14 protein-coding genes and 1 pseudogene are annotated in these 20,497 nt (G+C 72.1%); 9 read left to right on the top strand and 6 right to left on the bottom strand.

Annotated elements, in window-relative coordinates:
* Window positions 1-89 precede the first annotated feature (89 nt).
* Together AB0D31_RS05355 and AB0D31_RS05360 are read left to right on the top strand one after the other, a co-directional pair.
* On the top strand, window positions 90-1,823 hold the full coding sequence (locus tag AB0D31_RS05355) for an ABC transporter ATP-binding protein (RefSeq protein ID WP_362717465.1): 1,734 nt from the start codon (window positions 90-92) through the stop codon (window positions 1,821-1,823).
* Window positions 1,820-3,748 (top strand): ABC transporter ATP-binding protein, encoded by a 1,929-nt coding sequence (locus AB0D31_RS05360; RefSeq protein ID WP_362717254.1) that lies wholly within the window; start codon window positions 1,820-1,822, stop codon window positions 3,746-3,748. Before AB0D31_RS05355 ends, AB0D31_RS05360 begins: the two co-directional genes overlap by 4 nt.
* A 99-nt stretch (window positions 3,749-3,847) precedes the next feature.
* Here AB0D31_RS05360 and AB0D31_RS05365 read toward each other — a convergent pair whose 3' ends face one another.
* The 5 genes from AB0D31_RS05365 to AB0D31_RS05385 form a co-directional block, all read right to left on the bottom strand.
* Window positions 3,848-5,101: an RNA polymerase sigma factor gene (locus AB0D31_RS05365; protein WP_362717468.1), complete on the bottom strand. Its 1,254-nt coding sequence runs from the start codon at window positions 5,099-5,101 to the stop codon at window positions 3,848-3,850.
* Window positions 5,102-5,220: 119 nt separating this feature from the next.
* Window positions 5,221-7,116: a DNA primase gene (gene dnaG / locus AB0D31_RS05370; protein WP_362717256.1), complete on the bottom strand. Its 1,896-nt coding sequence runs from the start codon at window positions 7,114-7,116 to the stop codon at window positions 5,221-5,223.
* Between the two features lie 29 nt (window positions 7,117-7,145).
* Entirely contained in the window at window positions 7,146-8,408 is a 1,263-nt protein-coding gene (locus tag AB0D31_RS05375) for an FAD-dependent oxidoreductase (RefSeq protein ID WP_362717259.1), read from the bottom strand.
* A 120-nt stretch (window positions 8,409-8,528) separates the two neighbouring features.
* Entirely contained in the window at window positions 8,529-9,821 is a 1,293-nt protein-coding gene (locus tag AB0D31_RS05380) for a deoxyguanosinetriphosphate triphosphohydrolase (RefSeq protein WP_362717261.1), read from the bottom strand.
* Window positions 9,822-9,911: 90 nt separating this feature from the next.
* Entirely contained in the window at window positions 9,912-10,712 is an 801-nt protein-coding gene (locus AB0D31_RS05385) for a sirohydrochlorin chelatase (RefSeq protein WP_362717264.1), read from the bottom strand.
* 653 nt (window positions 10,713-11,365) lie between these two features.
* Here AB0D31_RS05385 and AB0D31_RS05390 point away from each other — a divergent pair.
* The 4 genes from AB0D31_RS05390 (at window position 11,366) to AB0D31_RS05405 (ending at window position 16,991) form a co-directional block, all read left to right on the top strand.
* Entirely contained in the window at window positions 11,366-12,052 is a 687-nt protein-coding gene (locus AB0D31_RS05390) for an ElyC/SanA/YdcF family protein (protein WP_362717267.1), read from the top strand.
* A gap of 270 nt (window positions 12,053-12,322) precedes the next feature.
* A complete protein-coding gene (locus AB0D31_RS05395) occupies window positions 12,323-14,437 on the top strand; it encodes a molybdopterin oxidoreductase family protein (RefSeq protein ID WP_362717270.1) in 2,115 nt (704 codons plus the stop codon).
* A gap of 485 nt (window positions 14,438-14,922) precedes the next feature.
* Window positions 14,923-15,636 (top strand): hypothetical protein, encoded by a 714-nt coding sequence (locus tag AB0D31_RS05400; RefSeq protein WP_362717273.1) that lies wholly within the window; start codon window positions 14,923-14,925, stop codon window positions 15,634-15,636.
* The gene (locus AB0D31_RS05405) at window positions 15,633-16,991 is read left to right on the top strand and encodes a HAMP domain-containing sensor histidine kinase (RefSeq protein WP_362717276.1); all 1,359 of its coding nucleotides are present in this window, start codon (window positions 15,633-15,635) and stop codon (window positions 16,989-16,991) included. Before AB0D31_RS05400 ends, AB0D31_RS05405 begins: the two co-directional genes overlap by 4 nt.
* Window positions 16,992-17,155: 164 nt before the next feature.
* On the opposite strand, the gene AB0D31_RS05410 is transcribed toward AB0D31_RS05405, so the two are convergent.
* The gene (locus AB0D31_RS05410) at window positions 17,156-17,755 is read right to left on the bottom strand and encodes an NAD(P)H-dependent oxidoreductase (RefSeq protein WP_362717279.1); all 600 of its coding nucleotides are present in this window, start codon (window positions 17,753-17,755) and stop codon (window positions 17,156-17,158) included.
* Window positions 17,756-17,984: 229 nt separating this feature from the next.
* On the opposite strand from AB0D31_RS05410, the gene AB0D31_RS05415 reads away from it, so the two are divergent.
* The 3 genes and pseudogenes from AB0D31_RS05415 to AB0D31_RS05425 all read left to right on the top strand — a co-directional run.
* Window positions 17,985-18,773, top strand: a complete 789-nt coding sequence (locus AB0D31_RS05415; protein WP_362717281.1) for an aminotransferase class IV — start codon at window positions 17,985-17,987, stop codon at window positions 18,771-18,773.
* 176 nt (window positions 18,774-18,949) lie between these two features.
* Window positions 18,950-19,699, top strand: coding sequence for a hypothetical protein (locus tag AB0D31_RS05420; protein WP_362717284.1), 750 nt, complete (start codon window positions 18,950-18,952; stop codon window positions 19,697-19,699).
* A gap of 45 nt (window positions 19,700-19,744) precedes the next feature.
* Window positions 19,745-20,389 (top strand): annotated as a pseudogene (locus AB0D31_RS05425) (class F sortase); the annotation flags it as partial.
* Window positions 20,390-20,497: the final 108 nt, after the last annotated feature.

Below are 20,497 nucleotides of genomic sequence, written 5' to 3' on the forward strand. Positions count from 1 at the left end.
GGGGTCGATAATCGCTTGAGCTTCCAGGGGTGGAGTGTCGCAAGATGGGGGGTCGAACCCCCGATCTTGCCGACCCGGAGAGCCTGCGCGTGCTCATACGACTCCTGCGGACCCATCTAGGGCCGTACAAGAGACCGATCAGTTTGCTGGTGCTGCTGCAGCTGCTGCAGACCAGCGCCACCCTTTATCTGCCCACCCTGAACGCGAACATCATCGACGACGGTGTCGTGAACGGGGACACGGGTTACATCCTCGGACACGGCGCCATCATGATCGCCATCAGTCTCGTCCAGGTGTTCTGCAACATCGGCGCCGTCTTCTACGGCGCCAGGACCGCGGCGGCCCTCGGACGGGACGTCCGGGCCGCGGTCTTCGCGCGGGTGCAGTCGTTCTCCGCCCGCGAGGTCGGACACTTCGGGGCGCCGTCCCTGATCACCCGCACCACCAATGACGTCCAGCAGGTCCAGATGCTGGTCCTGATGGCGTTCACCCTCATGGTGTCCGCGCCGATCATGTGCGTCGGCGGCATCATCATGGCGCTCGGCCAGGACGTACCGCTCTCCGCGGTGCTGCTCGCCGTCGTCCCCGTCCTCGGCATCGCGGTCTCCCTGATCGTGCGCAGAATGCGCCCCTTGTTCCGCACCATGCAGACCCGCCTGGACACCGTGAACCGGGTGCTGCGCGAGCAGATCACCGGCAACCGCGTCATCCGGGCCTTCGTACGCGACGCGTACGAGCAGGAGCGCTTCAAGGGCGCCAACACCGAGCTCACCGACGTCTCGCTCGCCACCGGCCGCCTGATGGCGCTCATGTTCCCGACCGTCATGACCGTCGTGAACGTCTCGTCGGTCGCCGTCGTCTGGTTCGGCGCGCACCGCATCGACAGCGGTGACATGCAGATCGGCCAGCTCACCGCGTTCCTCGCGTACCTCATGCAGATCGTGATGGCCGTCATGATGGCCACCTTCATGTTCATGATGGTGCCGCGCGCCGAGGTGTGTGCCGAGCGCATCGAGGAGGTTCTCGGGACCGACACCAGTGTGGTGCCGCCCAAGAGCCCCGTCCTCGAACTGCGCCGCCACGGCCATCTGGAGGTGCGGGACGTCGAGTTCACGTACCCCGGCGCCGAGGCGTCCGTCCTGCGCGACGTGGAGCTCGTGGCCCGGCCCGGCGAGATCACCGCGATCATCGGCTCGACCGGCAGCGGCAAGTCCACACTGCTCGGCCTGGTGCCGCGGCTGATGGACGCGACGGACGGCCAGGTCCTGGTCGACGGCGAGGACGTACGCACCCTCGACCCGGTGCTGCTCGCCAAGACCGTCTCGCTGGTCCCGCAGAAGCCGTACCTGTTCTCCGGGACCGTCGCCACCAACCTGCGCTACGGCAACCCCGACGCGAGCGACGACGAGCTGTGGCACGCCCTGGAGGTGGCGCAGGCCAAGGAGTTCGTCAGCAAGCTGGAGGGCGGCCTGGACGCGCCCATCGCGCAGGGCGGCACCAACGTGTCGGGCGGTCAGCGCCAGCGGCTCGCCATCGCGCGGACCCTGGTGCAGCGCCCGGAGATCTACCTCTTCGACGACTCCTTCTCGGCGCTCGACTACGCCACCGACGCGGCGCTGCGCTCCGCGCTCGCCCGCGAGACCGCCGACGCGACAGTCGTGATCGTCGCCCAGCGGGTCTCCACCATCCGGGAAGCCGACCGCATCATCGTCCTCGACGAGGGACGCGTCGTCGGGACCGGCCGCCATCACGAACTGATGGACGGCAACGAGACGTACCGGGAGATCGTGCTCTCCCAGCTGACGGAGGCTGAGGCGGCATGAGCGGGGCCGGTGGACGCATGATGATGGGCGGCGGCCCGGATCAGCGATCGATGAACTTCAAGGACTCCGGAAAGCGACTGGTCAAGCGGCTCGCCCCGGAGAAGGCCACGCTGAGCGTGATGCTCGTCGCGGTCGTGTGCAGCGTCGGCCTCTCGGTGGTCGGCCCCAAGATCCTCGGCAAGGCCACCGACCTGGTCTTCGCCGGCGTCGTCGGGCGCCAGGTCCCCGAGGGCGTCACCAAGGCGCAGTCCCTGGACAACCTGCGCCACAAGGGCCAGGGCGGCCTCGCCGACATGCTCTCCGGTGTGGACTTCACGCCGGGCCACGGCATCGACTTCGGCGGCGTCGGCCACATGCTGCTCGCGGCGCTCGCCGTGTACGTGGGCGCCGGTCTGCTCATGCTGGTGGCGACGCGGCTCTCCAACCGCGCCATCAACAAGACCGTGTTCCGGATGCGCGAGGACATCCAGACCAAGCTGTCGCGGCTGCCCCTGTCCTACTTCGACAAGGCCAAGCGCGGTGAGGTCCTCAGCCGCGCCACCAACGACATCGACAACATCTCGCAGACGATGCAGCAGACGATGGGTCAGCTCATCAACTCGCTGCTCACCATCGTCGGCGTCCTGGTGATGATGTTCTGGATCTCGCCGCTGCTCGCGCTCGTGGCGCTGGTCACGGTGCCGCTCTCCATCGTCGTGGCGACGAAGGTCGGCAAGCGTTCGCAGCCCCAGTTCGTCCAGCAGTGGAAGTCCACGGGCAAGCTGAACGCGCACATCGAGGAGATGTACACCGGGCACGCCCTGGTGAAGGTCTTCGGACGGCAGCAGGAGTCGGCGAACGCGTTCGCCGAGCAGAACGACGCGCTGTACGAGGCGTCGTTCAAGGCGCAGTTCAACAGCGGTGTCATGCAGCCGCTGATGATGTTCGTGTCCAACCTGAACTACGTCCTGGTGGCGGTCGTCGGCGGTCTGCGGGTCGCGACGGGCTCGCTGTCCATCGGTGATGTGCAGGCGTTCATCCAGTACTCGCGGCAGTTCTCGATGCCGCTGACCCAGGTCGCCTCCATGGCCAACCTGGTGCAGTCCGGTGTCGCGTCCGCCGAGCGGATCTTCGAGCTGCTCGACGCCGAGGAGCAGGACCCGGACACCGCGACGCCCGAGCGCCCCGAGGTGCTGCGCGGTGCGGTCGCACTGGAGAACGTGTCGTTCCGGTACGAGCCGGAGAAGCCGCTCATCGAGGACCTGTCGCTGACGGTGGAGCCCGGCCACACGGTCGCCATCGTCGGCCCGACGGGCGCCGGCAAGACGACCCTGGTCAACCTGCTCATGCGGTTCTACGAGGTCACCGGCGGCCGGATCACCCTGGACGGCGTGGACGCGGCGCGGATGACGCGCGAGGAGCTGCGGGCCGGCATCGGCATGGTGCTCCAGGACACGTGGCTCTTCGGCGGCTCCATCGCGGACAACATCGCGTACGGCGCGCCCAAGGAGGTCACCCGCGAGGAGATCGAGGAGGCGGCGAAGGCGGCCCACGCGGACCGTTTCATCCGCACGCTCCCCGAAGGCTATGACACCGTCATCGACGACGAGGGCACCGGCGTCAGCGCGGGCGAGAAGCAGCTCATCACCATCGCGCGGGCGTTCCTGTCCGACCCGGTGATCCTCGTCCTCGACGAGGCGACGAGCTCGGTCGACACCCGCACCGAGGTGCTGATCCAGAAGGCGATGGCGCGGCTCGCCCACGGGCGTACGTCGTTCGTCATCGCGCACCGGCTCTCCACGATCCGGGACGCGGACGTGATCCTGGTCATGGAGAACGGCTCGATCGTCGAACAGGGCACGCACGACGAGCTGTTGGCGGCGGACGGCGCGTACGCCCGCCTGTACGCGGCGCAGTTCGCGCAGGCGGTCGCCGAAGTCGACTGATCCGTACGGGAGTCGACCTGTACGGGAGTCGACCGATCCGTACGGAAGTCGGGGGCCGGTGCGCGGTGCGTGCCGGCCCCTTTCCGTGTCCCGTCCGGGTCAGTCCAGGTAGCCGCGCAGCTGGTCCGCGAAGGCGTGGTCGCGGAGCTTGTTCAGTGTTTTCGACTCGATCTGCCGGATCCGTTCGCGGGTCACGCCGAAGATCCGGCCTATCTCCTCCAGGGTGCGCGGCCGTCCGTCCGCGAGCCCGTACCGCAGCTGCACCACTTTGCGTTCGCGTTCGCCGAGCGTGGAGAGCACGGCCTCCAGGTGCTGGCGAAGCAGCAGGAACGCGGCGGATTCGACGGGGGAGGCGGCGTCGCCGTCCTCGATGAGGTCGCCGAGCGCCACATCGTCCTCCTCCCCCACCGGCGCGTGCAGCGACACCGGTTCCTGCGCCAGGCGCAGCACCTCGCCGACCCGTTCGGGGGTGAGGTCGAGGTGGGCGGCGACCTCCTCGGCGGTCGGCTCGTAGCCGCGTTCCTGGAGCATGCGGCGCTGGACGCGCACCACGCGGTTGATGAGTTCGACGACGTGGACGGGGACGCGGATGGTGCGGGCCTGGTCGGCGAGCGCCCGTGACATGGCCTGGCGGATCCACCAGGTCGCGTATGTCGAGAACTTGTAGCCGCGCGCGTAGTCGAACTTCTCGACTGCCCTGATCAGGCCGAGGTTTCCCTCCTGGACGAGGTCGAGCATGGTCAGGCCGCGCCCCACGTACCGCTTGGCCACGGACACCACGAGCCGCAGGTTCGCCTCGATGAGCCGGCGTTTGGCCATGCGGCCCATGACGACCAACTTGTCCAGGTCGACGGCGAGTTGGGAGTCGAGGTCGGGCGTGGTGTTCAGTTTCTCCTCGGCGAACAGGCCGGCCTCCACACGCCGGGCGAGCTCGACCTCCTCGACGGCGGTGAGCAGCGGGATGCGTCCGATCTCGCGCAGGTACTGGCGGAACAGGTCGGAGGAGGGGCCGCCGGTGTCGGCGCGGGCCGACCGCGGGTCGGGGGGTTCGGGGGCCTCCTCCTCGGGCGGTTCGGACGCGGGCCCCGCGTCCGAACCGGACGGTTCCGCATCGGGGCGGTGCACGGCCCGCTGCTGCGGCGGTACGGCTGCCGTGACGACGTCGTGGTCGGTCAGGGTCTGGGTCTGCACGGGGGCGACCTCCAGGGTGATCGCTGCCGGATCGGGGGCGTGCGGCAGCGGGACGGGGGCGGCCGGGCCGCTTTCCGTCCCGTACACATCGTTGAGCGGAACCGCGGGGGTGTGGTGCCCACCTGCGGGGGTGGGCCGGCCGCGCTCCGAGGACTCAGGCACCGCCATCCAGTGTGGGGTACGACACAGCATCGCCGCGACGGGCGTGCGGTGACTTTTTGAAGCCGTGCGTGAGCGGGTGGTTACCCGGAAGGATCCGGCGGGGGCCGCACCGACGGGGCCTAGAGCGCTGCCGCACCCTTGTTGCGCAGGGCCTGGCCGTACTGCTGAAGGACCCACAACTCGTTCTGCACGGCGGCCAGTTGGGCCGGGTCGCCGTGCTGGCCGAGGCGGGCCAGGGTGCCCTGGATGTCCAGCAGGCGGCGGTCCACGGCCCGGCGGCGGACCGCGACGAGCTGCTCGCCCGCGTACGCCTCGTCGACGGTGCGGGCGTGGACGGCCTCCACGGCGAGCTCGGTGACCAGGGCCCGCACCACGTCGTTGGGCGCGCAGTCCATGACGGCCGGCAGATAGTCGGAGGGCGCGTCGGTGGCGCCGCCCGCTTCCTGGATGCACTGGCGGACCGCGGCGTAGGGCGGGGCGGTGAACTCGTCGATGCCGTACGCGTCGAACGCCGGGGTGACCAGGTGCGGGTGTTGCAACGCCAGCTTGAGGAGCTCGCGTTCGGTGCGGTGGGCGGGGCTGCGCAGGTTCAGGGCGGGTCCGGAGGCGCCGGACGGGCGGGGCGCCGCGTTCTCGTACGGCCGGCCGCGGCCCGGGGCGGGCGCGGGGCCCTTGCCGCCGCGGTCGCGGGCCCAGCGGGCGAGCTGGGCAACACGCTTCACCACGAACTGGGTGTCCAGGATGCCGAGGATCCCGGCGAGTTGGACGGCCACCTCGTGCTGGGACGCCACGTTCTTGATGCGGGCGACGATGGGCGCCGCCTCGTCGAGGGCGGCCGCCCGGCCGGCCGGGGTCTCCAGGTCGTAGCGCGCCACGATCTGGCGGATCGCGAACTCGAAGAGCGGGGTGCGGGGTTGGACCAGCTCGGCGACGGCCTCATCGCCCTTGGCCAGGCGCAGGTCGCACGGGTCCATGTTGTCCGGCGCGATCGCGATGTACGTTTCGGCGGCGAACTTCTGGTCGTCCTCGAAGGCCCGCAGGGCCGCCTTCTGGCCGGCCGCGTCGCCGTCGAAGGTGAAGATGACCCGCGCCGAACCGTTGTCCATGAGCAGACGCCGCAGGATCTTGATGTGGTCGCCGCCGAACGCCGTGCCGCACGTGGCGATCGCGGTGGTGACGCCGGCCAAGTGGCAGGCCATGACGTCGGTGTACCCCTCGACGACCACCGCGCGGCTCGACTTGGCGATGTCCTTCTTCGCCAGGTCGATGCCGTACAGGACCTGCGACTTCTTGTAGATCGGCGTCTCGGGGGTGTTGAGGTACTTGGGGCCGTTGTCGTCGTCGCGCAGCTTGCGCGCGCCGAAGCCGACGACCTCGCCCGACACATCGCGGATCGGCCACATCAGCCGGCCGCGGAAACGGTCGATGGGGTTGCGGCGGCTCTCCTGGGCGAGGCCCGAGGTGAGCAGCTCCTTGTCGCTGAAGCCCTTGCCGCGCAGGAAACGCGTCAGATGGTCCCAGCCGGCCGGGCTGTAGCCGACGCCGAAGTGGGCGGCGGCCGCCTGGTCGAAGCCGCGCTCCGCGAGGAACTTCCGGCCGATCTCCGCCTCGGGGCTGCCGAGCTGCTCGCTGTAGAACTGGGCGGCCGCCTTGTGGGCCTCGACCAGACGGATCCGCTCGCCGCGCTGGTGGGAGGGGTTGTAGCCGCCCTCTTCGTAGCGCAGGGTGATGCCCGCGGTGGCGGCGAGCCGCTCGACCGCCTCGGAGAACGACAGGTGGTCGATCTTCCGGACGAAGGCGATCGTGTCGCCGCCCTCCTGGCAGCCGAAGCAGTGGAAGAGACCCTTGCTCGGGCTGACCTGGAAGGACGGCGACTTCTCGTCGTGAAAGGGGCACAGGCCCTTGAGGTTGCCTCCCCCGGCGTTGCGCAGCTGGAGGTACTCGGACACGACGGCGTCGATCGGGACCGCGTCCCGTACCGCCTTCACGTCGTCATCGTTGATCCTGCCTGCCACGCATGAAGTCTACGGGGACGCTACGACAGTCACGGTGCGAGGGAGTCCAGCGCGACCGACGGATCGGCGAGCGCCTCGGTGTCCACCTGGGCGCCGCCCCGGATCAGGGCCTGGATGGTCTCTGTGACATCCCACACGTTGACGTTCATCCCGGCCAGGACGCGGCGGTCCTTGAGCCAGAACGCGATGAACTCGCGCTTGCCCGTGTCGCCCCGGATCACGACCTGGTCGTAGGAGCCGGGCGGCGCCCAGCCCGAGTATTCGAGGCCGACGTCGTACTGGTCGGAGAAGAAGTAGGGGATGCGGTCGTACGACACGTCCTGGTCGAGCATGGCGCGGGCGGCGGCGGGGCCGCCGTTGAGGGCGTTGGCCCAGTGCTCGACGCGCAGCCGGACGTCGAGCAGCGGATGGTGGACGGCCGCCACGTCACCGGCCGCGAAGATGTCGGGGTCGGAGGTGCGCAGCGAGGCGTCCACGGCGACGCCGCCGCCGTGCGCCCGGTCGACCATGGCGAGGCCGGCCGTCTCGGCGAGCGAGGTGCGCGGGGCGGCGCCGATCGCGGCGAGCACGTCGTGCGCCGGGTGCTCCTCGCCGTCGTCGGTGCGGGCGGCCAGGACCATGCCGTCCTGGCCCACGATCTCGGTGAGCTGCGCGCCGAAGTGGAAGCGGACGCCGTGCTCGGCGTGCAGGTCGGTGAAGAGCTGGCCGAGCTCGGGGCCCACCACGTTGTGCAGCGGGGTCGGGGCCGGCTCGACGACGGTGACCTCCGCGCCGTAGCTCCGCGCGGCCGCGGCGACCTCCAGGCCGATCCAGCCGGCGCCCGAGATCACCAGGTGCCCGTTGTCGCGGCCGAGCGCCTTCAGGACGTGCCGCAGCCGCTCGGAGTGGGCCAGGCGCCGCAGGTGGTGGACGCCCGCCAGGTCGGTGCCGGGAATGTCCAGGCGGCGCGGCTCGGCGCCGGTGGCGAGCAGCAGCCGGTCGTACTGGATGAGCGCGCCGTCGCCGAGCCGGACCGTCTTGGCCTCACGGTCGATGGCGGTGACGGGCTGGCCCAGGTGGAGCTCGATGTCACGCTGCGCGTACCAGGCGGGCTCGTGCACGAAGACGCTGTCGCGCTCCTCCTTGCCGGCCAGGAACCCCTTGGACAGGGGCGGCCGTTCATAGGGGTGCTCACGTTCGTCGCCGATGAGGATCACCCGCCCGCTGAAACCCTCGGTGCGGAGGGTCTCGGCGGCTTTCGCCCCGGCGAGACCGCCTCCCACGATGACGAATGTCCGATCTGCGTCGACCACTTGTTGCCTCCTCGGTGCTTGCTGCGCGGCGCCGCCATCTGCGAGCGTCCCGCACGGAGCGTGATGGGGGAAGAGGGCTTGCTCCGTGGGAACGCCGGTCGGCGTGGATTCCCGGCCTGATTACCGGCCTGAGGACCGGTGGTGCACGGTGAGTCTGGAGTGGAGCGAGCGGGCTGCCGCGTCGGTGAGCGAGGCGATCTGATCGACGATCACCCGCTTGCGTGCCCGGTCGTCAGGCGCCTCCTCGTACAACGCCCGGAACTGCGGGTCGAGCCCCTCGGACGGGGCCCGCACGGTCAGCGCCTCGGCGAGCTCGGCCAGCACGACGCGCTGGTCGGCGCGGAGCCGCTCCTGCTCGTCGCGCTGCATGACATAGCGGTCGGCCACCGCTTTCAGTACGGCGCACTCATTGCGGGCCGCACGCGGTACGACCAGTTCCGCCCCGTACCGCGTGAGGGAACCGGTGCCGTGCGCGGATCGCGTGGCGCTCTCGGCGGCCAGACAGAACCGGCCGATGAGCTGGCTCGTGGCGTCCTTGAGGCGGGCCTGGGAGACCGCGGAGCCGTCGTAGCCGTGCGGCCACCACTCCTGCTCCATGAGCCGGTCCAGGGCGTCGGCCAGCTCCTGGGGGTCGGTGTCACCGGGCACGTACCGGCCGATGGCGACGCGCCACACCTCGCTCCGCTCGCTCGCGGACAGCAGCGTACGGGGCTCGATGTGCCCGGCGTGCAGGCCGTCCTCGAAGTCGTGGACCGAGTACGCCACGTCGTCGGACCAGTCCATCACCTGGGCCTCGAAGCACTTGCGGTAGGGCGCGGCGCCCTCCCTGACCCAGGCGAAGACCGGCAGGTCGTCCTCGTAGACCCCGAACTTCACCGACGCCGGGTCGCTGGGGTGGCCGCCGCGCGCCCAGGGGTACTTGGTCGCCGCGTCCAGGGTGGCGCGGGTCAGGTTGAGCCCGACGCTGACGGGCTCACCGGTCACCGACGAGCGGACGAAACGCTTCGGTTCGAGCCGGGTCAACAGCCGCAGCGACTGGGCGTTGCCCTCGAAACCGCCGATGTCCTCGGCGAATTCGTTGAGCGCCTGCTCGCCGTTGTGGCCGAACGGCGGGTGCCCCATGTCGTGGGCGAGGCAGGCCGCTTCGACGAGGTCGGGGTCGCAGCCGAGCGCGGCGCCCAGCTCGCGGCCCACCTGGGCGCATTCCAGGGAGTGCGTGAGCCGGGTGCGCGGGCTCGCGTCCCACACCTGACTGCGTGAGCCGGGCGTGACGACCTGCGTCTTGCCGGACAGTCGGCGCAGCGCCCCCGAGTGCAGCACGCGCGCGCGGTCGCGCTGGAAGGCGGTGCGGCCGGGCCGCTTGTCGGGCTCGGCGGCCCAGCGTTCTGTGTCGGCCTCGGCGTAGAACTCCATGCACCGACAGTAAACGGAGTCAGTGACAAGTGGGCTCAAGGGGACGTCGAGGCTCCCTTCGGGCCGGCGTTCACGACATCTCGCGGGAGGTCAGAGGGTCGCGAGCTCCGGTACCGGGCGGGGCTCGCCACGGTAGGGCCGCCGCGTCAACGCCTCTTCGTAGCGGTGCAGTACGAGCCGGGCGACGGCCGGATGCGCCCCCATGGGCGCGGACGCCAGCCACGGTGCACCGGCCGCACTCTGCGCCGCGAAGCGCCCGGGGGCGGTGAAGTACGAAGCGATCGCCACGCGGTGCCTGCCGCGCGCGGCGAGAGCGTGCAGCGCCTCGGGCACGGTGGGCGATGCGGCGGAGGCGTAGGCGGGCACCACCGGCACCCCGCCGAGCCGCTCGCTGAGCAGTCGTGCCGTGTGACGCGTGGCGGCGGCCGATTCGGGGTCGCGGGATCCGGCGGCGGCGAGCACGACCGCGGTGGCCCGCGCGGTACGGGGGGCCGGCCGCCACCCGGCTTCGACGAGCCGTCCGTACAGCGCCTCCACGAGCAGCGGGTGCGGCCCGAGCGGCGCCGCGACGCGGGCGTCCAGATGGGCGCCGGCGGTGGCCAGGGTGTGCGGGATGTCGTGCTTGACGTGGTGGCCGCGGCCGAGCAGCAACGGTACGAGGACGGCCTGCCCGCGCAGTTCGGCGAGGGTGTCGGGCAGCAGGGGCCGCTCCAGCTCGATGTGACCGAGCCGGACGTCGAGTTCCGGCCGCAGCGCGCGTATCCGCTCCAGGAGCGCGGTGACCGTCCGCAGCGCGCCGGGATCACGACTTCCGTGCGCGACGGCGACGAGAGCGGGCTGTCCGGGGCCGGTTTCTGTCCTGCGCTGCTGCCGCCGCCGCTGTTCTGTCATGCACCGATCGTGCCGGGTGCGTGTTGCCGGGCCGTTGCGGGGCGGTCACGTCCGCCGTTGGTGGGGCTCACGGAACCCGCCCCGCAAACCCGGGCGGAGGCTCCGCCCCTGCACCCCGTCCGCGCCCTGAGGCCGCTCGTCCTCAAACGCCGGACGGGCTGACCATGCCGGTGTGGGCCGGCGCCGCGTAGTTGAGGGGCGCGGGGAACGCAGCAGAACGGGCTGAGGTGGCCCATGCAGGCCCGCACCGCATAGTCAGGGGCGCGGGGAACTGCGCGAGACGCGGGCACGGTCCGCACCCGGAAGCGGGGTTGGGGGCGCGGGGAACTGCGCGAGACGCGGGCACGGTTGGCAGACGTACAGGGGGTTTCAGGGGCGCGGGGAACTGCGCGAGCGAGCGGGCACGGTCCGCAGACGTACAGGGGGTTTCAGGGGCGCGGGGAACTGCGCGAGCGAGCGGGCACGGTCCGCAGACGTACAGGGGGTTTCAGGGGCGCGGGGAACTGCGCACAGCCACCCACACCCACCCACGGCCCGCGCCCGACTCGCACCCGACCCGCACCCGCCCCGGACGAAGCCCGCCGTACGGCGAACCGCCACGCCGCCCCCCGCGTCCCTTCCGACAGACACCGACGCACCCCCGGAGGGACCCCGTGCCGCGCATCCCGCTGAAGCGACCGCGTCTGCCGCGCACCCGCACGGGGCAGCGCCGCCTCGTACAGGCCGTGGCGGCCGCCTGCGTGATCGTGCTCGCGCCGGCCACGTGGCTGTACGCGAGCACGGCCACCCGGATCGGCACCGTCGCCGACGCGCCCGCCTCCGGCGTCGCCGTCGTGTTCGGGGCCGGGCTGTGGAAGGGCGAGCCGTCGCCCTATCTCGCCGGCCGCCTCGACGCCGCGGTGCGGCTCTACCGGGACGGCAAGGTGAAGGCGGTCCTCGTCACCGGCGACAACAGCCGCACCGACTACGACGAACCCGACGCGATGCGCGGCTACCTCGTACGGCATGGCGTACCCGCCACCAGCGTGGTCGCCGACTTCGCCGGGTTCGACACCTGGGACTCCTGTGTGCGGGCGAAGAAGGTCTTCGGGGTGGACCGGGCCGTGCTGGTCAGCCAGGGGTTCCACATCCGGCGCGCGGTGGCGCTGTGCGAGGCCGCGGGCGTGCGCTCCTACGGTGTGGGCGTAGACGCCGCGCACGACGTGACCTGGTACTACGGCGGCACCCGCGAGGTGTTCGCCGCGGGAAAGGCCCTCCTCGACGCGGTGTTCACACCGGACCCCACCTTCCTCGGCCCCAAGGAACCGGGGGTGGCACGGGCGTTGACGTCGGCGGGCTGAGAAGGCTCCCGTCCGGAGTCCCCGCGCGTCACCGGTCACCATGAAGTCGGGGTCTCCCCATGGCATGGCACCGGACCCGATGCAACCGGGCTCGCCCCAATGCAGCCGGGCTCGCCCCAATGCAACCGAGCTCGCCCCAATGCAGCCGGGCTCGCCCCGATGCAGCCACGGCCACCTCACCGCGGCCGCCCGCCCCCGATGAGGGCACGGCACCGGGCGCGTAACCGGCGGGCGGGGCCGGTCGTAACATGCCGGGTGCAGCCTGGAGGCATGCTCACCGACGCCGCCGCACCCTCCCCCGTGACCGCCACCCACTGCCCGTACTGCTCGCTCCAGTGCGGCATGGGGCTGCGGGCCGCGGACGGCGCGCCGGGCGGCCTCGAAGTAGTCCCGCGCGATTTCCCCGTCAACCGGGGCGCGCTGTGCGGCAAGGGCAGTTCCGCGCCCGCGCTGCTCTCCCGCCGGCTGCGCCTGACCGAGCCGCTGATCCGCAGGCCCGGCACCGGCACCCTCGCACCGGCCACCTGGGACGAGGCCCTCGCCGTCGTCGCGGAGCGGCTCGGCTCGGTCCGCGCCGAACATGGCGCCGACGCGGTCGGGGTGTTCGGCGGCGGCGGGCTCACCAATGAGAAGGCGTACGCACTCGGGAAGTTCGCCCGGGTGGTGCTCGGAACGTCGCAGATCGACTACAACGGGCGGTTCTGCATGTCGTCGGCGGCCGCCGCCCACCAGCGGGCGTTCGGGGTCGACCGGGGGCTGCCGTTTCCGCTGGAGGACGTGGCGCGGACCGGCTGTGTGATCCTCGCGGGCTCCAACCTGGCCGAAACCATGCCGCCGGCGGTCCGTTACCTTCGGGAACTGCGCGAGAACGGCGGCAAGTTGATCGTCATCGACCCGCGCAGGACGAAAACAGCCGAACAGGCGGACCTTCATCTCGCGCCGCGCCCCGGCACCGACCTCGCGCTCGCCCTCGGACTGCTGCACCTGGTGGTGGCCCAGGGCCGCCTCGACGAGGAGTTCCTCGCCGAGCGGACCACGGGCTGGGAGGCGGCGCGCACGGCTGTGATGGCGCACTGGCCCGAGCTGGTCGAGAAGATCACCGGGGTGCCGGTGCCTCAACTCCGCGCCGCCGTCACCATGTTCTGCGACGCACCCGACGGGATGGTCCTCACCGCGCGCGGTGCCGAGCAGCACGCCACCGGCACCGACACGGTCGGCGCGTGGATCAACTTCTGCCTCGCGACCGGCCGGGCGGGCCGGCCACTGTCCGGTTACGGCTGCCTCACCGGGCAGGGCAACGGGCAGGGCGGCCGCGAACACGGCCAGAAGGCCGACCAGTTGCCCGGCTACCGCAAGCTCACCGACCCGGCGGCCCGCGCCCATGTGGCCGGGGTGTGGGGCGTGCCGGCCGCCTCGCTTCCCGGGCCCGGACGCAGCGCGTACGAACTCCTCGACGCGCTCGGCGGCGACGTGCGGGGGCTGCTCGTCATGGGGTCGAACCCGGTCGTCTCGGCTCCGCGCGCGGCCCATGTCGAGGGCAGGCTGCGGGCGTTGGACTTCCTCGCCGTCGCGGACGTGGTGCTCTCGGAGACCGCCGAACTCGCCGACGTCGTCCTGCCGGTGACGCAGTGGGCGGAGGAGAGCGGCACGATGACCAACCTGGAGGGCCGGGTGCTGCTGCGCCGCGCCGCCGTCACCCCACCGGACGGCGTACGCAGCGACCTGCACATCCTCAACTCCCTTGCGGACAAGCTCGGTTGCGAGGGGGCGACCGGGGGCTTTCCGGTCGACCCGGAGGAGGTCTTCGACGAGCTGCGCCGGGCATCGGCCGGCGGCCCCGCGGACTACGCCGGCATCAGCTACCGCAGGATCGAGGCCGAGGACGGCGTGTTCTGGCCCTGCCCCGACGAGAGGCATCCGGGCACGCCCCGGCTCTTCCTCGACCGGTTCGGGACGGCCGACGGGCGCGCCCGGTTCGTGGACGTCACCCACCGCGGGCCCGACGAGGAGACCGACGGCGAGTATCCGGTGGTGCTCACGACGGGCCGGGTGCTCGCCCAGTACCAGTCGGGTGCCCAGACCCGGCGGATCCCGCAGCTCAACACGGCCGCGCCCGGCCCCTTCGTCGAGGTGCATCCCCTGCTCGCCGCCCGGATCGGGGTGGGCGAGGGCGACACCGTGACGGTGACCTCACGGCGCGGGCAGGCCACCGCTCCGGCCCGCGTCACCTCCGCGATCCGCTCGGACACCGTGTTCATGCCGTTCCACTGGGCGGGCGAGGGCCGGGCCAACACCGTGACCAACCCGGCGCTCGACCCGGTGTCGAAGATGCCCGAGTTCAAGGTGTGCGCGGTACGGGTGGAACCGGCCCGGCCGGCCGGCTGAGCCGGTCGCCACCGGGGATCGCGGTGCCGCCCGCGAGGAGGTCGCGGGCGAGGCGGTGCGCGGCGGAGGTCACCGGGCGACCGTCTCGGCCGTGGTCCACACGGTCAGCGCTTCGGCCGATGTCACGGCGTCCTCCCTCGGCGATGTGGCCAGGTCCGGCCCGGACGGCCGGGGCCGTCCGGCAGGGCCCAAGGTCCCGATCCTGCCGCACGAAGCGGGGCGTACGCACGGCCGTTACACGACGTCCCGGAATCCGTGATGATCCGCTCCTAATCTCGGCTGACAGGCGGTTGTGCACCGGCTCCGCCACTCTTCCCCGTCCCGCGCGCCTCCCCTTCGCCCTCTTCCCTTTCCCCTTCTCTCCCCCGTCCTCCCTCCCCCGTCCTCCCCCGTCCTCCCTCCCCCGTCCTCCCCCGTCCTCCCCCGTCCTCCCCCGTCCTCCCCCGTCCTCCCTCCCCCGTCCTCCCCCGACCAGGGCTCTTCCCATGCTCCCCTCCCTGCGGATGATCCGCGCCGCCGTCGCCGTGGGCGTCGCCGCTCTCGGCGTCGCCGCGATACTCGTCGCGCTGTCCGGCTGCGGCGCCCGTTCGGGCCTCGTCGAGGGCGACCGGGCCTACGAGGTCCCGCTCCAGCCGCTGCCCCAGCAGCTGTGGCCCGCCTGGTACGAGAGTGACGCGCGGCGCAACGGCGGGATCGGCTCCGGTCACCCCGAGCCACGTGCACCGCTCGCCGACGCGCCCCCGGTCCCGAAGGAGGGGCTGCGCGCCCTGGACCCGGAGACCGTCCTCAAGGCCGACCCCGCGGCCAAGGGGCTGACGAGGCTGCCCATGACCGACCGGCCGGGCCGGCCCGGCATCCGCCCGCCCGTGCTGCACGACCTGACGGGACACGACGGCACACCCGAACTGATCATCGCGGCCGATCTGGAGAACCGGCGCACCGTCGTCATCGTCTACACCGCGCGCGCCGGCAAGATCGTGCCGATCCTGTACACCTCCGGGAGCCGACTCGCCGTCGAGACGGTCGGCACCGACCTGGTGACCCGGGGCGCCGCCGACGACGGCGCCCAGCAGACGGTCCGCTACCGCTGGGACGGAATGCGCCTGTCCCCGGTCAGCGACGACAAGACGTACCGCGATACGGTCCCGACGACCCCGGGCTGCCCGGGCAGGGCGGCCCGCGTGCGGGAACGCTCATGACGCCCGCCGCGCGGCGATGGCTCCGCGCCGGGTGGGCCCGCGCGCACCGGGCGTGCCATGGACTGAGCCCGCACGGGCAGGTCGCCGGTCTGAGCCTGCGCTGGAAGATCGCCGCGCTGCTCGCGGCGGGCTGCGCCCTGGTGGCCGTCACCATCGGTCTGCTCATCCACCAGTCGCGCTCCGCGCAGATCGCCTCGACGGCCCGCGAGTCCGCGCTCGCCCAGCTCATGCACGTACGGCAGGTGTACGAGCTGACCGGGCAGGTGGACCGCGGCGACACCCGGGCCGCGCTCAACGACCCGGAACTCCCCGACCCGCTGCTCACCTCGGCGCTCGCCGGGAAACGCAGCACCTATCTGGAGCTCACCGGCCCGCATCCGCAGGTGTGGGCGGCACGACCCGTGGGTGACCGGGTCCTCTCGGTACGCCGGCCTCTGGACGCCGCACGGGGTGAACTGCGGCAGCTGGACGGGGAGTTGGTGGCCTGGGGCGCCGTCGTGGTCGGGCTCTCCGCGCTCGGCGGGGCCGGGCTCGCGAGCAGGCTGAGCCGTCGGCTGCGTACCGCGGCGGCCACCGCGCGCCGCATCAGCCAGGGTGAACTCGATGCCAGGATCGGCCAGTCGGCCCCGGCCGGCCGGCAGGACGAGGTGGCGGAGCTGGCCTGTGCCGTCGACACGATGGCGGCCTCTCTCCAGGAGCGCCTGATGGCCGAGCAGCGTTTCACCGCGGACGTGGCGCACGAGCTGCGCACCCCGCTGACCGGCCTGCACACGGCCGCCGAACTGCTGCCGCCGAGCCGCCCGACCGACCTCGTACGCAACCGGGTCTCGGCGCTGCGCACCCTGACCGAGGATCTGCTGGAAGTCGCCCGGCTCGACGCGAACGCGGAGGAGCCCGACCTTGAGGTGCTGCCCCTCGACCGCACGGTGGCAGCCATCCTCCAACGTTGCGGCGTGACCGCAAAGTTGATGCCGGTGATGCCGCCACGGGAGGAGGGAGGGCGCGGGGCCGTACCCGAAAGCGAGGGCATGCCCGTCCGTACCGACACCCGGCGCCTGGAGCGGATCCTCGCCAATCTCGTCGCCAACGCCAGGCGGCACGGGGCCGAGCCCGTCGAAGTGAGGGTGGACGGAACTTGCGTCAGCGTGCGCGACCACGGGCCCGGCTTCCCCGAGCACCTCCTGAAGGACGGACCGCAGCGCTTCGTGACGGGCGCGCGGGAGCGCGGTCAGGGCACGGGCCTCGGCCTGACCATCGCCCTGGGCCAGGCCCACGTCATCGGCGCCGAGGTGACCCTGAGCAACGCATCGGACGGGGGCGGCGCGATCGCCGTGGTGAGCCTGCCCACGGCCTGAGCACCCGCGCACTCCCCCGCGCCACGCCTGCCCCGCCGCACCCCCGCCCCGCCGCACCCGTGCCCGCACCCGACCGCACCCGCGTCCGCGTCCGGCCGCACCCCGGCCCAGTGGCCCCGCGCCCCCGCCCCGGCCCAGCGGCACGACCCGGCCGCCTCACCCGCTCAACCGGTGTACGGGCGCCGCTCCTTGGCCTCCCGCAGTGCCTGCGCCCACCAGACGACCTGGTCGAGCATCTTCTTCACCGCGGCGTCCGCCTGCAACGGCTCCCGGTGCTCGCCGTCCTCGTCGAAGAGACCCTGCGCCTGGTGGAAGCTGACCGTGTCGCGCACGGTCACGGCGTGCAGCTCCGCGAAAACCTGCCGCAGCTGCTCGACGGCGCGCAGGCCGCCGGAGATCCCTCCGTAGGAGACGAATCCGACCGGCTTGGCCTGCCACTGTGCGAAGTGCCAGTCGATGACATTCTTCAGCGGGGCGGGAAAGGAGTGGTTGTACTCCGGGGTGATCACTACGAAGGCATCGGCCTGCGCCAACTTGGGCGTGACGAGATCCAGTTGGGCCTGGGCGGCGGGCGAGGGGTGGTAGGAGAGGGCGGAAGGCAGTTCGGTCTCGGCGAGATCGACCACCTCGACGGCGAGGCCCTGGTGTTCCCGGGCCCGGGCCAGGAACCAGTCGGCGACGACCGGCGCGAACCGGCCCTCGCGGTTGGAGGCGACGACAACGGTGAGCTGAAGAACAGCCGGTCCGGCTGTGGTGATGTCCATGCCGAGAAGGATTCAACCTCAAGCCCGGTTGAGGTCAAGCCCGGCTGCCGTCAGGCCCGGTTGAGGTCAGGCGCGGTTGAGGTCATGCGCGGTTGAGGTCATGCGCGGTTGCGGGCCAGCCCCGTTGAGGCCAGGCCCGGCTGAGGACAAGCCCAGCTGAGGTCAAGCCCCGTCGAGGTCAAGCCCCGTCAAGGTCAAGGCCGCCCGGCCGCGAACTATGTTGTGGCTCATGACACTTCCCTACGTCGAGATCGACGGCCGCCCCGCCGACGCCGAGAACCTTCTCGTCCCCGCCCTCACCGGCGGCTACGGGCATTTCACCGCCCTGCAAGTGCGCGACGGGCGCGTCCGGGGCCTCGCCCACCATCTGGCACGGCTCGACGAGGCGAACCGCGAACTGTTCGGCCCCGCCCTGCCCGGCGAACGCGTCCGCACCCTGGTCGCCCGGGCCCTCGATGCCGCCGGCACCTGCGACGCCGCGGTCCGCGTCTACGTATACGGACCTGAGGACGCGCCCACCGTGATGGTCGTCGTCAACGAGCCCGCCGACATGCCGTCCACCGCCCAGTCGCTGCTCTCCGTGCCGTACGAGCGGCCCGTCGCCCACCTCAAACACCTCGGCGGTTTCGCCCAGGCCTACTACGGCCGCCTCGCCCGCCGCCAGGGGTTCGCCGACGCCCTCCTGACCGGCCCGGGCGGTGTCGTCGCGGAGGGCGCGATCACCAACGTTGCGTTCTGGGACGGTACTTCGGTGGTGTGGCCGGACCGTCCCGCGCTGGTCGGCGTCACCATGGCGGTACTCGAACCGAGGCTCGCGCCGTACGGCCTGAAATCGGTACGCCGCCAAGTCACCCTGGCCGGGCTCGACGCCTACAGCGCGGCGTTCGTCACCAACTCCCGCGGGATCGCCCCGGTGGGCCGGATCGACGAGCGGGAGTTCGCTGTCGACGCGGAACTCATGAAGGTGGTGTGGCGGGCCTACGAGGAAGCACCCTGGGATGTGATTCACCCCGGGTGACCGGCCACCCGTACGGCCCACCCCACGTCACTCGTTCGCCCCCCGCCGACGGGCACGGCCGCCCGGACGCCTCTTAAGTCGAAGGCAGAGGCACAAACGAAGCAGACCCGGAAAGAGCCGACGCGGAAAGAGAAGCGGAGCAGAGCGCAAGCCTGCGCCGCGCCTTCGGAGGATCCATGCGTACTGCCCGACTCCTGACGAGCGCCCTGCTGGCGGGCGCCGCCGCACTGGGCCCGGCGGGTGCGCTCGCGTACGCCGACTCCCAGCCCGGCGGCTCCCAGTTCGGCGGCGGCTCCCAGTTCGGCGGCTCCCAGCCCGGCGGCGGCTCCCAGTTCGGCGGCTCCCAGCCCGGCGGCGGCTCCCTCGAACTGTGGCCGGCCAGCGCGTCGCCCGGCGCCACGGTCACCGCGAACACCACGGCCTGCGGCCCGTCGGGGCACGCCACCGGGGACGCGAACACGGTGGGCGCCGGCGACTTCCCGCTGGCGGCCTCCACACACAAGGAAGTGCTCGCCGGACAGTTCAAGATCGCCTCGCACGCCAAGCCCGGCTCCTTCCGCATCAGCGTGCGGTGCGACAACGGCAAATCCGTCGAAGCCCAGCTGAAGGTCACCGGCGGCGGCGATGGCGACCACGACCGCGACCGCGACCACCGGGACTCCGACAGTTCGTGGCAGTGGAAGGACCAGCAGGGCCGCGACAAGACAGACAAGACAGACAAGTCATGGGAGTGGAAGGACCAGCAGGGGCGCGACAACTCGTGGGAGGGCAGCGACCCGCACGGTCACGTCAAGACCGGTGTCGGCGGTAGCGTCCGCCCCGACACCACCGAGATCGCGGTGGGCGCGGCGGTCATCGCCGCGGCCGCCGTGGGCGGCACCTGGCTGCTGCGTCGCCGGGCGAGCGGCACGCAGGGCCGGGGCTGACCGCCCTTGTCGGCCCAGGCCGCCCGGCGCAACGCGGGCTGGCTGATGGTGATCGCCGCGTTCGTCGGCCTGTGGCTGATCGAGCGGGGTCTGGAGCCCGTGGAACCGCCCCAGCCGTCGGCGGCGCAGGCGTTCGCGGCGGGCCCGGCGCCGGGCCGCGCCGGGCTCCCGGCCGACTCCTCTGCCGGCCGCGCCGCGCGGGCCGCCACCGAGCTACCGCCCGCCGACGGCCTGCCGCCCTCCGAACCCGTACGCGTCGCCATCCCCGCGATCGGCGTGGACGCACCCGTGATGCGCCTCGGGCTCGGCCCCGACCGCAGCCTGAACGTGCCGCCGCCGGGCAGCACGAACATGGCGGGCTGGTACGAGGACGGCACTCCCCCGGGCTCCCGCGGCACCTCAGTGATGGCCGGCCACGTCGACGACGCACACGGCCCCGCCGTCTTCTACGCGCTCGGCGCGCTGAAGAAGGGCAGCCGGGTCGAGGTCACGCGCAAGGACGGTGTGACCGCGGTGTTCGACGTCGACGCGGTCGAGGTGTACGAGAGCGACGCGTTCCCCGACGCCAAGGTGTACGGGGCCGCCGCCCGCCCCGAGCTGCGCCTGATCACCTGCGGCGGCGGCTTCTCCCCACAGGCCGGCTACCGGGGCAACGTGGTCGCCTTCGCCCACCTGACGGGGATGGTCCGGCCCGCGTCGGGAGCGGGGGCTGGGGCTGGGGCGAAGCCTGGGCCGGGGCCTGCGACGCGACCTGGTCCGGGGTCCGCGCCTCGGCCTGGGCCGGCGCCGGGCCCCGGG

It is taken from the genome of Streptomyces sp. NPDC048361, from assembly GCF_040651795.1.
Taxonomy (GTDB): domain Bacteria; phylum Actinomycetota; class Actinomycetes; order Streptomycetales; family Streptomycetaceae; genus Streptomyces.

Bases quoted from the DNA above. Each gene is read 5' to 3' on its own strand.
- AB0D31_RS05360 (WP_362717254.1), top strand. From the start codon at position 1,820: ATGAGCGGGGCCGGTGGACGCATGATGATGGGCGGCGGCCCGGATCAG.
- AB0D31_RS05400 (WP_362717273.1), top strand. From the start codon at position 14,923: ATGCTCCCCTCCCTGCGGATGATCCGCGCCGCCGTCGCCGTGGGCGTC.
- AB0D31_RS05420 (WP_362717284.1), top strand. From the start codon at position 18,950: ATGCGTACTGCCCGACTCCTGACGAGCGCCCTGCTGGCGGGCGCCGCC.
- AB0D31_RS05410 (WP_362717279.1), bottom strand. From the start codon at position 17,755: ATGGACATCACCACAGCCGGACCGGCTGTTCTTCAGCTCACCGTTGTC.
- AB0D31_RS05405 (WP_362717276.1), top strand. From the start codon at position 15,633: ATGACGCCCGCCGCGCGGCGATGGCTCCGCGCCGGGTGGGCCCGCGCG.
- AB0D31_RS05380 (WP_362717261.1), bottom strand. From the start codon at position 9,821: ATGGAGTTCTACGCCGAGGCCGACACAGAACGCTGGGCCGCCGAGCCC.
- AB0D31_RS05415 (WP_362717281.1), top strand. From the start codon at position 17,985: ATGACACTTCCCTACGTCGAGATCGACGGCCGCCCCGCCGACGCCGAG.
- AB0D31_RS05385 (WP_362717264.1), bottom strand. From the start codon at position 10,712: ATGACAGAACAGCGGCGGCGGCAGCAGCGCAGGACAGAAACCGGCCCC.
- AB0D31_RS05395 (WP_362717270.1), top strand. From the start codon at position 12,323: ATGCTCACCGACGCCGCCGCACCCTCCCCCGTGACCGCCACCCACTGC.